The 16,772-nt window shown below is 37.6% G+C and carries 12 protein-coding genes and 1 tRNA gene; 6 read left to right on the top strand and 7 right to left on the bottom strand.

Annotated features, from left to right (window positions below):
• The first annotated feature begins 1 nt into the window (after window position 1).
• Window positions 2-463 carry a Uma2 family endonuclease gene (locus tag ACSQ6I_RS24530; protein WP_438892851.1) on the top strand — a complete coding sequence of 154 codons (462 nt, stop codon included), beginning with the start codon at window positions 2-4 and terminating at the stop codon, window positions 461-463.
• A gap of 188 nt (window positions 464-651) precedes the next feature.
• Here the strand turns inward: ACSQ6I_RS24530 and ACSQ6I_RS24525 are convergent, their stop codons facing one another.
• The 7 genes from ACSQ6I_RS24525 to ACSQ6I_RS24495 form a co-directional block, all read right to left on the bottom strand.
• A complete protein-coding gene (locus ACSQ6I_RS24525) occupies window positions 652-3,885 on the bottom strand; it encodes a type ISP restriction/modification enzyme (protein ID WP_438892850.1) in 3,234 nt (1,077 codons plus the stop codon).
• 80 nt (window positions 3,886-3,965) lie between these two features.
• Entirely contained in the window at window positions 3,966-4,376 is a 411-nt protein-coding gene (locus ACSQ6I_RS24520) for a putative toxin-antitoxin system toxin component, PIN family (protein ID WP_438892849.1), read from the bottom strand.
• The gene (locus ACSQ6I_RS24515) at window positions 4,373-4,738 is read right to left on the bottom strand and encodes a hypothetical protein (protein WP_438892848.1); all 366 of its coding nucleotides are present in this window, start codon (window positions 4,736-4,738) and stop codon (window positions 4,373-4,375) included. Before ACSQ6I_RS24515 ends, ACSQ6I_RS24520 begins: the two co-directional genes overlap by 4 nt.
• A 158-nt stretch (window positions 4,739-4,896) precedes the next feature.
• Window positions 4,897-6,783: an ATP-dependent zinc metalloprotease FtsH2 gene (ftsH2, locus tag ACSQ6I_RS24510; protein WP_438892847.1), complete on the bottom strand. Its 1,887-nt coding sequence runs from the start codon at window positions 6,781-6,783 to the stop codon at window positions 4,897-4,899.
• Window positions 6,784-7,127: 344 nt separating this feature from the next.
• Window positions 7,128-7,619 carry a hypothetical protein gene (locus tag ACSQ6I_RS24505; RefSeq protein WP_438892846.1) on the bottom strand — a complete coding sequence of 164 codons (492 nt, stop codon included), beginning with the start codon at window positions 7,617-7,619 and terminating at the stop codon, window positions 7,128-7,130.
• A 149-nt stretch (window positions 7,620-7,768) separates the two neighbouring features.
• Window positions 7,769-9,205, bottom strand: coding sequence for a glutamate--tRNA ligase (gene gltX, locus ACSQ6I_RS24500; RefSeq protein ID WP_438892845.1), 1,437 nt, complete (start codon window positions 9,203-9,205; stop codon window positions 7,769-7,771).
• Window positions 9,206-9,286: 81 nt separating this feature from the next.
• Window positions 9,287-9,360 (bottom strand) — tRNA-Asp (locus ACSQ6I_RS24495).
• A 548-nt stretch (window positions 9,361-9,908) separates the two neighbouring features.
• Here ACSQ6I_RS24495 and ACSQ6I_RS24490 point away from each other — a divergent pair.
• From ACSQ6I_RS24490 to bcp, 5 genes are all read left to right on the top strand, one after another.
• Window positions 9,909-10,328, top strand: coding sequence for an NUDIX hydrolase (locus ACSQ6I_RS24490; protein ID WP_438892844.1), 420 nt, complete (start codon window positions 9,909-9,911; stop codon window positions 10,326-10,328).
• Between the two features lie 32 nt (window positions 10,329-10,360).
• Entirely contained in the window at window positions 10,361-10,927 is a 567-nt protein-coding gene (locus ACSQ6I_RS24485; protein WP_438892843.1) for a hypothetical protein, read from the top strand.
• The gene (locus ACSQ6I_RS24480) at window positions 10,928-14,584 is read left to right on the top strand and encodes a hypothetical protein (RefSeq protein WP_438892842.1); all 3,657 of its coding nucleotides are present in this window, start codon (window positions 10,928-10,930) and stop codon (window positions 14,582-14,584) included. It begins immediately after the preceding gene.
• Window positions 14,585-14,602: 18 nt separating this feature from the next.
• Window positions 14,603-15,550, top strand: a complete 948-nt coding sequence (locus ACSQ6I_RS24475) for a nuclease A inhibitor family protein (RefSeq protein WP_438892841.1) — start codon at window positions 14,603-14,605, stop codon at window positions 15,548-15,550.
• A 727-nt stretch (window positions 15,551-16,277) separates the two neighbouring features.
• Complete coding sequence (gene bcp / locus ACSQ6I_RS24470) at window positions 16,278-16,754, top strand: thioredoxin-dependent thiol peroxidase (protein WP_438892840.1); 477 nt, start codon at window positions 16,278-16,280, stop codon at window positions 16,752-16,754.
• The last annotated feature ends 18 nt before the right edge of the window (window positions 16,755-16,772 follow it).

Here is a 16,772-nt window from a genome sequence, read left to right as displayed (position 1 = left end):
AATTCGGGGGGAAATGATTGATATTTCACCTATTGGGACAAAACACGCGGGTTGTGTAAATAGATTAGTTAATCTACTGGTTCAGCTTCTAGGAAAGCAAATAGTTTTTGCACCGCAGAATTCTATAGAATTAGATGACACTTCCGAACCGCAACCAGATATAGCATTACTAAAGCCGCGTGCAGATTTTTATAGAAATTCACACCCCCAACCAGAAGATATATTTTTATTAATAGAAGTTGCTGATACAACAATAATATATGACCGAGAAATAAAAATTCCTTTGTATGCAGAAGCCAATATTCCCGAAGTTTGGTTAGTGGATGTTAATCAGGAAGTGATAGAAGTTTATCGAAATCCTCTTCAGGGAGTTTATCAAGATGTACAGAAGTTAGTGAATAATCAAGCTTTATCAATTTTAGCTTTTCCTGATATCAGTATTAATGTCAGTCAAATATTTTAAATTGCAAAACCACTATCCAAAAACTAAAAGATAAATTTGATTTATGTAGGTTGGGAAGCCATCGCCTTGGACGGGTTTCCCGGCTTGTGGCGAATGGCGTTTGACAGAAGGAAACCCAACATCTTCAGGACTTTGTTGGGTTGCGCTGTCGCTTAACTCAACCTACAATTTTGAGATATAGTGAATATTTACTCAATGGGAAAACCCGGAATTAAACCATCAATTTCTTGCATTAATCGTAAGGTTTCTGTTAAAGCAACAACAATTTTTTGATACTGTATAACTTCATCTTCAGATAATACACAGTTGGCGTTTTTTCTGTCTTTTAACCATTTGTCTAATACTTGATATCCACCAATTTTAAATTCCCAGATGTGTTGAGAAATATCTGTAAAATAACTCTGTTTATTTATATAAACTCTTTGCAATTCTGAACTATAACTAACTTCGCTAACTTGATTATCTCCTATGTCTTGATAGGTTGTAATTAAATTATCAAGTGTCTCAGATTTCATTAGATGTAAATTAACTAATTCTTCTCCTTTGGTAGCTAATGAGTTAAAGAGTTTTTGATTACTGGTTAAGGGAAGACGAGGAAAATCAATCTTCAAAAATTCAGCGTATCTAGTACGATAGGTAGGACTGTGGAAAATGGCATAAGCATAGTGAAATATTTGTTCTGGTGTTGGTATTTTATCAAGTTTATCTTTGATAGTTTCTAAGAATTTTGGAGATAGGTTAGGAGTTCTTTCTATGAAAAGATTTGTTTGTTTATTCTCTGTATCTGGGTAGGTATATAGAGGGAATAAATAGTTAATTTCTTTAATAGATAAAGAGTGATTAGATATAATTTGATTAGTACAGAAAATCTGATCATATACTCTAGGTATTTCAATTCCTCTAGCTGTAATTAAACATAGATTTTCTTTATTTAAAACATAACGCATAACCTCTTGTCTAGGACGATTAACTAAATTACTATTGTGATAATAATATTTCCAGTCAAAAGGACGGTATAAACAAATTGTGAAATAATTTTGCCAATTCTTATCACTAGCTAATAATTGTCTTTTTGGCTGAATTTTCCAATCCGAAGTTTCTTTAATTTGATAATTTATTAAAATTTGCTCATTTGGAATGCTTAAATCTCTAAAATCTTCTATTCGCTTACGAAGTATGTTTAAATCAAAATCTGTTACAAAATTATCTCTATGAGTTGCGACTCCTGTAGAATTAACAGGAAAAATATCTGCAACACTCCAACCTTGATTATATTCCGTTGCTAAATCAAAATCTTTCGGTGCAAAAAAGTAATTTGGTGCAGTTGGTTGTAACTCAATCCAATCAACATTATTTAAACTTGCAGATTCTAAAAATTTATATTTATCCTCACGACTTCCCCACAAATCATAATATAAAACCTTTGCCATTTCCTTAATTCCATCTCTGGATTTATAAGCAGTAGAAAAATAATCAGGTTCGCTTTTTTCCCGCACAGCAATTAGAATAGATACACCTTGTTGAATATCAAAAACATTTTGATCAACATTTCCATCTGGTGTAGTTTCTTTCAATAGAGAATTACCATGCAAATCCATAATATATAAAGTATCAAAATACTTTAATAACTCCTCTCTCATTCCGCGATGAATTAAACCATTGAGATAGGAATGATTAGTAATAAAACCAATAACCCCATAACCTTTAGGCGTTTTTTGAATTTGATATTGAGCAAAACGAATAAATTTAATATAATCATCATCTAAAGGTTGGATATTCTTTTCTTTTTCTAACCTTACCCTACCTTTATATAATTCTAAAAGTTCCCCAATATGGGTTAACTCAGTAATAGTTTTACCTGCTTTCCCAGTTTTATAAATCCGATTCCACACTGAACCCGTATATTCAACATCAGCTAAATATCTTTCATCTTGATTTAAGATTCTTTTGCGTTTACTTGCATTTTGGGAACTAACAGAATAAGGAGGATTTCCTAATACTACCATTACCGGAATTTCTGTTTTCACTTTTCCCGCTTGACTGGATTCTTCAGCAATAATTTGAGTAATACCAGTAATTAAATCACTTTGTTTTATTCCTTCTTCCAGCGCATTAGTTAAATAAATTTTTAATCTTTCTTCTGGTGCAAATTTATAACCTAAATCTCCTAATAATAAGCCTAATTTTAAATGCGCTATAGTATAAGGAGTCATTAATAACTCAAATCCAAATAGACGATTTACAAGTTTTGCATCTCTTAAAAAAGTATTCCATTTGTCAATACCATATTTAGCGACATTATCCCGAATTTGTTTGACAACTGCATATAAAAATGTTCCTGTACCTGTTGCAGGATCAAGAATTGTTACTTTGCGATTTCCTAAACCATCTTGCAAATCAAAAACTTGATCTAAAATATCATTAACAGAACGGACAATAAAATTTACTACAGGTTCAGGAGTATAATAAACTCCTCTGCTTTTTCTTAATGAAGATTGATAAGCAGCTAAAAATGTTTCATAAAAGTGAATAACTGGATCTTCTGTGCGCGTTTCTCGTCCAAAGGTTTCTAAAATATTGGTCATGTCAACTGTATTTAATAATTCTACTAAATTTTCAATTGACTTATGAATTTTACTAATGCTATCAGTGGCAATAACTATATCGAATAAACCTTTCAAAAAAGGGATTCTATCACTAATATAAATACTGGCTGTTGTTCGTTTAAATGCAAATTGTCCAGGGTTTTGTGCATGACCAATTCTAGCAGTAAATAAACCATAAGCAATAGTTTGAGCATACATATCAGCAAACCGTTGATTATCTATATCAAGAATCAATATTTGTTTAAATGTTTCTTTTAATTGATTTAATTGGTCGATGCTTTCTTCTATATCTAAAGCTGATTCAATTGCATTTCTAATAGTTTTAGTATAAGCTGCCATTTCTTTAGCTAAATCATAATAGTTATTAATATCTTTGGCTTTTTGATCAAGAAATAATTGCAGTAATTCTGTAATTGGTTGTAAATCATCAACCAGAATAATTTTACCTTGTTCTAAATCAGCTAATTTCGCAGTTTTTTCACATTCTCCGTCTACATACCAACGAAATTCTAGATAATTAGTTAAAATCAAATTATAACCAATATTTGATTCTAAATAACGCTTTAGTTGTTCAGTTTTTTCTGTTTTACTTAAATCAACATTAATATCCTTGGCTTCTATATATCCCAAAACTCGGTCATTTTTTCTGATAGTAAAGTCAGGAATACCTTCTTGATTGCCTTTTTCTTCAATTCTGGCATTAATACCAATCATTAAACCTTCAATTAGGCTTTTTAGACTAGGATAATGACTACGTTCTCCACCGCGTTTAATATTTTCTTGTAAGTCTTGAATGTAGTTATTAAAATCAATCATAAGTAGCAGTACATTAATAAATAATATTTGTTAGACAATAGCATGAAAATAATTGACCGATAAAAAGGTTTTAATTCTATTCAGCAATCTCTCATTACTAATTCGGCAAAAAGCGAAATGGAAATAATTAAAGTATTCCCTAAATTTTGAATTTCTGTAAAATCTCGATCACCTGTAATCAAAAAATCAGCATTAGCTGAAATCGCACAAGCAATAAACTTAGCATCTTTTTGATCTCTAGGAAAATCAAATTTGGTAGAAACATCAATCCGTTGGGTTGAATTTTGAATTAGATTTAACCATTTTTCTTTCTGAATATCTGTTAATTTAAATTTGCGTCTATTTAATACCTGCTGATACTCTGCTAAAATCTCTTCTGAAACTACCCATTGATAATCAGGTTGATTAATAATCCAATTAATAACAGATTCTGGTTTTCTTCCAGAAATTACCGCAGATACTAAAATATTAGTATCTATAATAATTATCATTCTCCTCTCCGATAAGCTGCAATTTCCTCATCAATTTCTTCATCAGTTAAAGGGTTGTCAGCGTGCAATTCCTGGGTTTTTTGACATAATTGACTAAATTCTTCAGCCAATCCATGTCTGTGCGGATCTGGTTGATAATTCTTCTTTATTTCCTGCACAATTTTTATTTTCTCTTCTAGTAATTTTTGTGCTGGTTCTCCTGAAAGAATTGTCATTCTTTGACTTTCTTGATTGAGATGCTGCCTTTGGGCTAAAATTTTTAAAGCATCGGTAATCACTTCATTAGGTGTTCTATATTTACCGGTTTTTAATTGTTCTTGCAATAACTTTTCTTGTTCTGAATCCAGAATAATTTGGATCATATTTATCTCATTTTTACCATTTCTCTATAATTATAACCTTGATAAAGCCACAATTCTCTGATGAATTCCATGCTCCTATTTTCGGTTTTTTTTAACAAATCAAAAAAAATAGGGACGGCTTTTACCATCCCCATCAATTTTAAATCTAACTAAAAACCCTACAGTTGAGGTACAAACTGTGACTTATCTGGTACAACAGCGTACTCAGCCACAATCTGACGGAACTCTTCACCGTCAATGGTTTCTTTTTCAATCAACAAATCAACCAAACGGTCTGTAACACTGCGATGTTCACGGATAATCTTTTTAGCGTTTTCGTAACACTCTTCTGCGATCGCTCTGACTTGAGCATCAATACGAGCCGCAATAGAATCAGAATACTCAGAACGTGTTGTCCAGTCACGACCAAGGAACACTTCTCCCTGTTGGCTTTCCAGTGAAAGGGGTCCTAAATCAGACATCCCAAACCGTGTTACCATTTGTCGTGCCATTCCTGATAACTGTTGCAAATCTCCACCCGCACCAGTTGTCACTTCCGCAGCACCAAAGATGACTTCTTCAGCTGCACGTCCACCCAAAGCACCTGTAATTCTAGCTTTGAGTTGAGAACGAGAAATTAAACCTTGTTCTTCGTTAGGCATAAACCAGGTTAAACCCTGTGCTTGTCCTCTAGGAATAAGGGTAACTTTTTGTACAGGATCGTGGTCTTTCAACAAAGTACCCACCAAAGCGTGACCGATTTCATGGTAAGCAATCAAGCGTTTACTCTTGCTGTCTACCAAGGGAGTGCCTTCCATACCTGCAACTACCCTATCCACTGCATCATCAATTTCTAGCAGGGTAATGCCTTCTTTGCGTCTTCTAGCGGTGAGAATTGCTGCTTCGTTGAGGAGGTTAGCTAAATCTGCACCGGTGAATCCAGGTGTGCGACGAGCGATCGCTTCCAAGGATACACTAGGATCTAATTTCTTGTTCCGCGCATGGACTTCTAGAACTTCTAAACGTCCTTTAATGTCGGGTGCATCAACAGTTACCTGTCTGTCAAAACGACCGGGACGCAGCAACGCAGAGTCTAAAACATCAGGACGGTTAGTAGCAGCAATAATAATAATGCCAGTATTACCTTCAAAACCATCCATTTCTGTTAATAGCTGGTTTAAAGTTTGTTCTCTTTCATCATTACCACCACCGATACCTGCACCCCGTTGACGACCTACAGCGTCGATTTCATCAATAAAGATGATACAAGGAGCATTGTCTTTAGCTTTCTTGAACAAATCGCGGACACGGGAAGCACCGACACCCACAAACATTTCTACAAACTCAGAACCAGAGATTGAGAAGAATGGTACACCCGCTTCACCTGCGATCGCTTTTGCTAGTAAAGTTTTACCAGTACCAGGAGGTCCAATTAACAGTACACCCTTGGGAATCCGAGCGCCAACAGCGGTAAATCTTTCTGGTTGTTTGAGGAAAGTCACCACTTCTTGCAGTTCTTCTTTCGCTTCCTCAATCCCAGCGACATCATCGAATTTTACACCAGTTTTCGCTTCCATTTGGAAACGAGCGCGGGATTTACCGAAATTCATCGCTTGACCAGGGCCACCAGGGAGGTTGTTAGAGCGACGGAACAAAAAGAATAAACCAGTAATCAATAATACTGGGAATACAAGATTACCCAACAATCCCCAGATTGCGCCATCATTACGCATAGGATGAGCGTCAAAACTGACTTTGTGTTCTTTGAGTTTGTTAATTAACTCAGGAGCATTAATAGGTAAATCTACCCGCCAACGTTGGATGCGGTTTTCGATATCTTGGTCATTAGCTTCGATAATCGCCGTTCTACCACCGTCGTAAAGATCCACATTGGTCACGCGGTCTGCATCTAAGTATTCGAGAAAGCGACCATAAGTCATGCGAGTATTAGCCGCATTCTTACTTGTATCCGCAGGAACGTTTGCAAAAGCCCCTTGCCAGAAGAAAAAGCCAATTACCAAAGCAAGCACTGACCAGAGTGCTACGACTTTCCAAGAGAATTTCATCTTTTAATTTACCTCTAGATGCCAATACGACTAATTAGCTTTATTCACCAAATACCCAGTTTCAAAAGTATCAAGTTGTCAACTTCGATCTTTCATTTTTCCTGGATTGGTAACGCTGCTGTGTAACGGATGTTTATAAATCCATTTTGTTTAATTGGATGTCTGATCACCGTTTGGGGATGACCAAAAGGCTATTAAGTCCCTATGGCAGATCCGTCACGCTTATCAAAAATCTTAATTAAAGTTAACTTAATTCTCATTTTAATACAAATGCAGGATTGTCGAGACACGGTGATTTCTTTCACTATCCTTCCCGTGTCCTCAAAACGTGTGAAACCTTTGACCTACTTAACTTCTGTGATTTTTAAAGTGTAGGGTAAATATTTCCCTTTTTCGTAGGAACCGACCCAAATTTGGTAAGTTCCTTTCAACCACTCACCCACAATGCCGGGATTTTTACCATGAAAATCATCATTGCACCAAACACCACCAGGGCCTTTAATAATCATGGTGGTGTCCGCTGGACTTTCTACTTGCACTTTTAGGTAATCGAATTTACTTATTAATTTCAGTGTATGATCTGCGGCTTTATCTACAAATCCAGCACAAGGGCCTGTTGGGGTTTCTTTCCCACCCACTTCGCTTGCCCTCACTGAACCACCACTCATCCCCCGCACTTTCAAAGGATCGGGTGAAAATTTGGGTTTGATGGTGATATCTCCAAAAATTGGTGGCGCTTCTTGAGCATTAGCAATATTATCAATAATCGGTGTGATGAATAGCGTAACTATTATCAATGATAATTTGATTCTTATATTGAGCGCTTTTCTAGACATTGCATTACATTCATTTCTAAGTAATTTTTAAGACATAGATTTTACACACCAAGTTCCCAGGAGGATGAGGGAGGCAGGGGGCAGCGGGCAGGGTGCAAGGGGAAAGATCAATATTCTTCCCCAATTACCCATTACCAATTACCCATTACCTAATTAATTGCTTGATTTAACCGAGGTTTATCTAAACCGATCTGATTTAGTAATAGCCATGATTGGATGAGGTCAGGTCCATGTACATCTCCTGTTAAGGCGGCTCTGAGCGATCGCATAACTAAGCCTTTTTTTACTTTTTGCTCTTTCACCACTTGTTTAATTATTTCTTGAGCGCTATCTGCTGACAGTTCTGATTGATTTTCCAAAGCTGTGATAATACTTTGCAGTGTAGCTTTGACTCCTTCTTGCTGGAGTTGAGCAGAACCTTCTTCGGTTAATTCTACCGCATCGGTAAAAAACATTTTGCTCATGGCTACAGCATCCACCAACCGAGTTAGACTAGCAGCAATTAAACTTACTAGTTGCTCTAACCAAGGACGCTCTCTACCACCCGAAAATGTATATCCAGCAGTTTCCCAGAAAGGTATGAGCAAATCTGTGAGTTTATCTACTGGTATATTATGGACATATTGACTATTCAACCAATCCAACTTATCCCAGTCGAATTTAGCCCCGGCTTTATTAACACGCTCAAAGGTAAATTCTTTAGCTGCTGCTTCCAAAGTAAAAATTTCTTGGGTTGAATCTGGAGCCGACCAACCCAGCAAGGTCATATAATTGACCAGACCTTCAGCGGTAAAACCCATTTTCTCAAAGTCAGAAATAGAAGTCACTCCATCCCGCTTGGAAAGTTTGCGTCCTTCTTGATTCAAAATTAGTGGTGTATGGGCAAATTCAGGAATTTTTGCACCTAAAGCTTCATACAACAGAATTTGTTTAGCTGTGTTGGCTATGTGGTCTTCTCCGCGAATGACATGAGTAATTTGCATATCAATGTCATCGACAACGACGACAAAGTTATACAGTGGTTGACCAATCCCTTCAGCAGAAGCACGAGCGATGACCATATCACCACCCAAATCACTACCACGCCAAGACATTTGACCCCGTACCAAGTCATTCCAGACTATTTCCCGTCCGTCGTCGATTTTGAATCGAATTACAGCGGAACGTCCTTCGGCTTCAAAAGCTGCCCGTTGTTCTGGGGTAAGGTTACGGTGACGGTTATCATAGCGGGGAGCTTCGTTTCTAGCTTTTTGTGCTTCTCGCAACGCATCTAGTTCTTCAGATGTGGTGTAGCAACGATAGGCTAATCCCTGTTCTAGGAGTTTTTCTACCGCTTCTCTGTAAAGATGTAGGCGTTGAGATTGAAAAAATGGACCTTCATCCCAGTTCAATCCCAGCCAGCGTAGTCCACTGAGAATATTATCGGTGTATTCGGGGCGCGATCGCTCTAAATCTGTATCTTCAATTCTCAGGATAAACTTCCCGCCGTGGTGACGGGCGAATAAATAATTGAATACAGCAGTTCTGGCTGTACCAATATGTAAATTTCCAGTTGGACTTGGAGCAATACGAACTCTAACACTCACAGTTAATTCTCTCTTTCACACAAAAAAACAAGTAGGGGCGTATTGCAATACGCCCCTTATCTGTAACTTACCACTTTTTAACGGGACTGACGGGGCTCGAACCCGCAACTTCCGCCGTGACAGGGCGGTGCTCTAACCAATTGAACTACAGTCCCTTGCTTTTCGCAACTTTATTATTGTTGCCTTTTTTTTTCTACTTGTCAAGTAGTTGGGAGCTAAAAATTCAGAAATTGATAATTTTTCTTTTTTTTTGCTTCCAAGACTATACCATAGCACGGAAATGGCTGTTAACCTTCACAACAGAAAAAACGAATTACTACAGACTCAAAACTCATCAGAATCAGGACTTACGCAACTGGATTGCTTTGTAGGGTGCGTCAGACTTCATAAATCCTGCAAATAAACAGATATTTGATATCTGACGTGGTTGGTGAGCTTGCCGAACCACACCATAAAATAGATGTTTGGTGTGACACGCAGCTTTAGTCCTAAGAATAGCCGATAAGCGGGAAACAAGGGTGACTTTAGACCTGAGAGGCCGCAGGAGGGTAGGGTGCAGGGGGGAGAGGATTGACAGATTTTGTCAAAATGATGGCTGCGGCGACCGGAGGCATTATGGTGCAATTTACAGGTGCGACAACTTAACCCTATTGCGATCGCAATAACTAAGATATAAAGGTTGATTTATTAGGAAGCTACTCGAATGGCCCAAAAAAACACCAAAATTTTGCAACAATCAGGAGTCATTCCATATCGTATAAAAGATGGAAAAATTGAAGTTTTATTGATCACCACACGTAAGCGTCAAAATTGGGTAATTCCCAAAGGAGGAGTTTGCAAGGGAATGAGTCCACATGATTCAGCAGCAAAAGAAGCCTGGGAAGAAGCGGGAGTTATTGGTCAAGTGAACACTGAGAAATTGGGCGCTTATAAATATCAAAAAGGTGGTAATACTTATCGAGTTAATTTATTTTTGCTACCAGTAGAGAAAGTCTTAGAAGATTGGCCAGAAGCAGCCCAAAGAGAGCGTTTGTGGCTAGAGATTAATCAAGCTGTCATACTGGTTAAAGAAACTTCCCTGAAAAGAATTCTGAACAATTCCAAAAGCCAAGTAAAAATTTAAGATATAGGAATCCTATTAGATTCCTGTGTGGGATGATGGAATTGTTGCGATCGCTCACTATTTCAGATTTAAAACCATTTTTAGCTGACCCAACACAGCTTAATACTCAATCCGTCGCCTTACAACTAGCCGTGGCCAGTTATTCCCCAACCCCACGCCCCTTGTTAGAAGTCTTAGTTCATAGCCCCCATGCGATCGTTGCTGAAGCCGCACAATTGCACATCAACTGGGTAGGAGAAATCAGTGAAGATGGGCAGAATGCCGTTGAGGAAGTCTTAAAATCGCGCTATATCGGGCAAAATGACAAATTAGCAGTCGAACTACTCAAAATCGCCCCTGTTCCCCCCTGCTTCCTCAGTGAGTGGGTTCCTAACCAATATCTCATTCAAGCCCTCAGTAATCCCTATTTACCGCCACGATATCACCTCCAGTTACTGGAACGGTTAGCAAAAGAACCCAGCCTAGAACCACGTTTACAAGTCGCAGAAGATCCTCAAACCCCGTTGGCGTTATTAGAATCCTTAGCGGGAGATTTTGAGTTAGCTATTCGTCTCTCTGTGTCATATAATCCCAGTTGTCCGCCGGAGTTAGTGCGCTGAGTGCAAGAACAGCATGAGATAGCGAGTGATTGGGATACAGATGCAGAACAGTTAGCAAATTTAGCACAAAGTCGTTGGGATTGCATACGTTTAGCAGTGTCCAAAAATCCCTCAACTCCTGAAGAAACCCTGCTGGTTTTGGCAGAGGATAAAGTATTGAAAATTCGGTTGGCTGTGGCGAAAAATTCCGTTACTTCAGCCCAGATTTTGGCAGTATTAGCAGCATCTGATCAGGAAATTCAAGCTGCGGTGGCGCGGCATGAAAATACTACTGAAGAGATTTTAGATCGTTTGTTTGCGACACAACACAGAGTGATTAAAAGTCGTTCCAATTTACCTGCAAGTATATTAGAAAGAATTTTTCATGAGTCGCCAAAAGCTTCACAAACACCTCTATTTTTAATCGATCATGGTGCGTTTCTTTCTTTATTTTTGAGACAAATAAATACACCAACTTGGATATTAGCTGAATTTTGTAATATTGATATTGAAGCATTAATAATCTATGCTTTAGATAAGCAAAAAGAATCGCCCATAGTTCAAAGTGTAGAAGAATGGTTAGGCGATCGCAGTGGTAGACTAGCTGATGTTGCTAAACATCCTCAAGTTTCTGTAGAGATTTTAGAAAGGTTAGCAGAGTATCCAAATGCCAGCATACAGTTAGCCGTAGCTCTAAATCAGAAAACGGCTCAATCATTCAGAAATTCTCTTTTAAGACAATTAGTATTTATCGCAGAAGACTATATCAAGGTAAGAGTAGCTGGCAATCCGCAAACACCTATAGAAATACTAGAACTGTTATCAAGAATCTCATCTTCTTTCAACACAATGGAAGAAATGTTGAGACAAATATCTCGTGATGTAACTCCTAACTTAATTAATCGAATCAAAGCCTTTATTGACCGACATCAATCACCAGAACTTATTTTATTTTGGTTGCAACAAGATCCGGCATTTCAAACTCCTATTTTAAATGAATGGGATGAATTAATTACTTCGCTAAACAACCAAGAAAAGGAAACTCTAGAAAATATAGCAAATCAAGAATCTTCAGATCAATGGCAAGGTAAGTTTACAGTTGAAAGAAAAGATTGTCCACCAAGAACATCATCTAGATATGATAATTTAGAACCAAATCATAGACTGTTATATCGTTTATTGTATTTACTCAATATGTCTTACAATAAGGATGTATCTAATCAAGAAATCATTGCAGCCTTATTGGGAAATCCAAGTACACCTGAAACTTTACGGGAATTACTATGGCAAAAATATAGAAAAGAACCGGATAGTTTAAATCGCCATTCTGGAGATGCTTCACTGCGATTAGCCCTTGGTTTTAATTCGGCAGTTCCTGAACTAGAGCGACAAGAATACCTACAGCAAGCACTTTTTTCTGATTGTAGAAACATTCAGGAAGCTATTGCTAAACATCCCGATACACCAGTAGCAATTTTAAAACAGATCGCTCAACAAGCATTCGGCGGATTACAGCAAATTGCTAAACATCCCGATACACCAGTAGCAATTTTAGAACAGATCGCTCAACAAGCATTCGGCGGATTACAGCAAATTGCTAAACATCCCAATACACCAGTAGCAATTTTAGAACAGATCGCTCAACAAGGAGTCGGCGGATTACAGCAAATTGTTGAAAATCCTAATGCACCTGTTCATCTTCTTGAGCAAGCTGTTGAGCAAATGGAAAATTCTTCTGGACTGTCTTACATCTTAATTGATGTGGCTGAAAATCCAAATACACCTATTGTTTTGTTAAAACAACTGGCTTTAAATAAAGGTAAATATGGAGTCGCTGAAGCTGTTTTAAAAAATCCTCATCTTGATCATTTAAATAAATATAAAATTCAACTAGAACTACAAAAAAGAGAAGAAGCTTCACAAGCAACTCAACTCCTTGCTTCTCGTCCCAATAGTCCCCATGCTTTAGCTCAAGTTCTTGAAACCGGAGATCAAAAAGCTAAACTCTCCGCAGCCCGTAGCAACAAAACTCCAATTCATATCCTTGAACGACTAGCAAAAGATAGTGATGCCACCATTCGTCAAGTTGTCTCTCAGAATCGTAACTTACCGCTTCGTGTTCTCTTGGATCTCACTCAAGATGAGAATCTGGACGTGCGCTTGAATTTGGTGCATAATACTCGCAATCAAAGTATAGAAATTTTAGAACGATTAGCTCACGATGAATCAGATTTAGTTAGACTAAAAGTTGCAGGAAATGCAAACACTCCCGTAGAAATATTAACTCAACTTGCTCAAGATTCGAGCAAAAGAGTGTGCAAGCGACTAACTGAAAATGAGAATACACCTGTAGAAGTTCTAGAATTTTTGGGAGTAGAAAAGAAAATTGCTAATGCTCACAATCCTAAAACTCCAGGAAATGCTCTAGCAGCAGTAGTCGAGGACACTTTAAAAAAAGATAGTCAAACACAAAAGGAAGTGTTCGAGTTTTTGCTAAGAAATGGCTCTCAAATGCCTGCCAGTACCCTCGAAAAACTAGCAACAAACACAAATTCATGGATTAGATCGAAGGTTGCAAATCATCGTAACACTCCTACTTCTGCATTAGAGAAAATGGTTGATGATAGTTATATTCCTGTACTTTGGGGAATTGCGGGAAATCCAAATACAACTCCTGAAATTTTAGAAAGGCTAATCAACCGTCAAGATATTAGCCCCTCAGAGTATATCGAACAAATTTATGCTACTATCTCACAGAGACAGGATATTCCTATCAATTTAATGGGAGTATTACTCAGCAGTCCTTGGTCAAGTGTGCGTCGGTATATTGTTTATAAAAATAATCTTCCTACTGAACTTGTGGAAAGATTGATTGCTACAGAACCAGATGAATCTGTCTTAATTTCTCTTGCTCATAACCCGAATCTAACACCAGAACTATTAACTCAGTTAATACAGCATTCTAATTCAAATGTGCGTAATGTTTTAGTTGATTTAGTCTGCCCTCCCAACTTAACCGAGGCACATTGGCAACAATTAGCCCAAGATGAAGCCTTACCAGTCCGTGAAGCCGTTGCTGCTAGTGAGAATGTGCCGGCTCAGGTTTTAGAGTTTTTGTCAACTGATGAAAAAGTAGAAGTGCGGCTGAAAGTAGCAACAAATTCTCGGACTCCAGAAAGTGCATTAGCAGCTTTGACGCGAGATGAAGATTTAACCATTCGTGCTGCGGTGGCAACTAATCCTAACTTACCATCGGTTCAACTCGAACAACTTGCCCAGGATGAAAAAGTAGAAGTGCGTCGTGCTGTAGCGAAAAATCCTCACACCCCGGCTTTGGTGCGTGCTTCTTTGGAAGATTTAGTCAGTAACCCAACTGTACGCCAAACCCAAACCAGTCCTACCCTACGCGGTTTGAGCCGGATCTACAACCCCCAAACAGATGATTTAGCAACAGTATTATCGGAGTATGTAGAGTCAGATGTTCCTTTTGTGCGTTTGGTGGCTTTGTTGCACCCTCTAACTTCTGCTGAGATTTTGCGACAGGGAGCGCACTCAGCATCTTGGCTGGAACGTTACGCAGTGGCTGACAATCCCGCCACGCCAACAGAAATTAAACAACAGCTTACCGAAGATAGCAATCAAATTGTCAGAGCAGTAGCGATCGCAAGTTTAAATTAAGTATAGGAGTAAAAATTCATGAACCCTGAAACTGAACAGACAATTGGAACTTTAGAGCTTTTACTAGAACAACTACCCTATATTCGTTTACCAGGACATGAAGATGGCAGTTCTATTTATCCTTTTGTATGGGAGAGAAATACCCAAGGAGATTTTAATGTCTTGAATCTTTGTTTGTCTAAAAATTGGTTCAAATTAACTGATGCTGATGTGAGCATAACAAGGTTGGAAGGGCTAAAGTATGCAAAGTGTTTTAATGATTTTTCTTTGAATCAAGAGCAAATTGAGGCTTGGGAAAATAGGATAGAGTTATTATGGCAAGTTATCTCTAATAATTTAGATAATCTAGAAGCTTATGTTTTGGGTTTAAATTCTTATTGGGATAAATATCCTGGGATTATAATTGGACAGACAAAAGATAAAAATTGGGTGGCGATCGCACCAACGGTTTATGTAGAAACAAATATTCCCCAAGAGGTGATTTCTCGCTCTTCTATTGCTAAAACATCAGTAATGGAGGTTTCAGGATTTGATAGTTCTAACTTAGAAACACAACTTAAAAAATGCGTTAAAGATTTAGGTTATATTTCCATGAGTGGTGATTTTGCTGGCGATTATAGTTATTCATATACACATCAAATTGTTTATTCTCTAGCTACCAGTAAGGAGTTAGCGATGGAGCAGGTTTTGCAAAAATCAGGAATGCTAGAGATTGGTAAATTCAACGGTTTTTATAAAGATCGCGAATACTTTAATGAATGGTTTTGCGATGATTATGTTAATAAAATTAACAAAAAATATAATCAAGTAAATCAAATGAATCTATTTTTTGAACAGAAGTTTGATCAAGCTTTTATGTATCGTATTAGTTCTTGGGAAGAAGAAAATATTTATATTGTTGGTGAGAGCAATGATGGGGACTATGTAGGACTTTATATCAAGAGTTCCTTTGTGTATAATCCTTGATTACTTGAGGGTATTTTATATTTTAGGAAAGATAGGCGATTTCCTAAAGGATAGCTTCACTTCATGGGTTGGAGTTATTCTTCATAGTCAATTTACCTACCATCTGTAATGTTTTTTTGAGTTGCAATTGCTTAGACAAATTGACGACGACTCAACACCCTTTCTTAAGCTTTACTTAAATCAATACCACCATTAATGGTGATATCCCATTTAGAGGGTATTTGAAAAGTCTACGCTTGTATCTATATCCCCCCCTAATTCCTCTTAAAAAGGGGGTAATAACCTGCTCAAAGTCCTCCTTTTTAAGCGATGCCCTGAGCTTGCCGAAGGGGAGGATTTAGGAGGATCTAAAGTTTTTAATACATCAATCACCACTTTTCAAACATCCTCTTAACTTGAATTGAACCCATGATACTCAAAACGGCTAGAAATTTGACTTTTTGATAATACAAAGAACAAGTGCAAAGCCTCTCTTTTTAAAGGTGGCTAAATTCTTGGAAGTCCCCCTTTTTAAGGGGGATTTAGGGGGATCGGATAACATTTAGCATCCTGTCTAGAGATGTGTGTACACCGTAGGGAGAGGGGTTCCATATTTAGTTAAACTATGAACCGTTTGCAGTATAGCTGAGAACCTTAGTCTAAATTCCAATCAGAAGACGTTTCATTAATGTATTGTCGAAATTTCCGTTATAATTCTAAAGCACCTCTATCGCACTAAATCCTAATCATGGACGACATTCCCCAAACCGGACAATCAGCACCTGACTTCACCACCCCAGACCAAAACGAAAAACCAATTACCCTAGCTGACTTCAGTGAGTGGATAGTCCTCTATTTTTACCCCAAAGATGACACTCCAGGATGCACCACAGAAGCCAAAGACTTCACTGATTTAGCTCCAGAATTTACCACTTTAGGAGCTAAAATCATCGGTGTCAGTCCAGATTCATCTAAAGCACATTGCAAATTTATCGACAAACACCAATTATCAATTACCCTGTTAAGTGATCCAGAACATCAATTAATAGAAGCCTATGGTGCTTGGAGGTTAAAAAAATTTATGGGTAAAGAATATATGGGTGTTGCTCGTTCAACCTTTTTGATTTCACCCGATAAAATCATAGCCTACTCTTGGCCTAATGTAAAAACAAAAGGTCATGCCCAAGCAGTATTAACAAAATTGCAAACTTTAGCAGTTAAATAATTAAATACCTTATTTCAA

It is taken from the genome of Anabaena sp. WFMT (assembly GCF_051781005.1).
Classification (GTDB): domain Bacteria; phylum Cyanobacteriota; class Cyanobacteriia; order Cyanobacteriales; family Nostocaceae; genus Anabaena.
The sequence above is the reverse complement of the archived record's forward strand: the minus strand, read 5'-3'. Positions and strand labels throughout refer to the sequence as shown.

Excerpts from the sequence above, each read along its gene's own strand:
- ACSQ6I_RS24525 (WP_438892850.1), bottom strand. The coding sequence starts at position 3,885 with ATGATTGATTTTAATAACTACATTCAAGACTTACAAGAAAATATTAAA.
- ACSQ6I_RS24520 (WP_438892849.1), bottom strand. The coding sequence starts at position 4,376 with ATGATAATTATTATAGATACTAATATTTTAGTATCTGCGGTAATTTCT.
- ACSQ6I_RS24515 (WP_438892848.1), bottom strand. The coding sequence starts at position 4,738 with ATGATCCAAATTATTCTGGATTCAGAACAAGAAAAGTTATTGCAAGAA.
- ftsH2 (WP_438892847.1), bottom strand. The coding sequence starts at position 6,783 with ATGAAATTCTCTTGGAAAGTCGTAGCACTCTGGTCAGTGCTTGCTTTG.
- ACSQ6I_RS24505 (WP_438892846.1), bottom strand. The coding sequence starts at position 7,619 with ATGTCTAGAAAAGCGCTCAATATAAGAATCAAATTATCATTGATAATA.
- ACSQ6I_RS24490 (WP_438892844.1), top strand. The coding sequence starts at position 9,909 with ATGGCCCAAAAAAACACCAAAATTTTGCAACAATCAGGAGTCATTCCA.
- ACSQ6I_RS24485 (WP_438892843.1), top strand. The coding sequence starts at position 10,361 with ATGATGGAATTGTTGCGATCGCTCACTATTTCAGATTTAAAACCATTT.
- ACSQ6I_RS24475 (WP_438892841.1), top strand. The coding sequence starts at position 14,603 with ATGAACCCTGAAACTGAACAGACAATTGGAACTTTAGAGCTTTTACTA.
- bcp (WP_438892840.1), top strand. The coding sequence starts at position 16,278 with ATGGACGACATTCCCCAAACCGGACAATCAGCACCTGACTTCACCACC.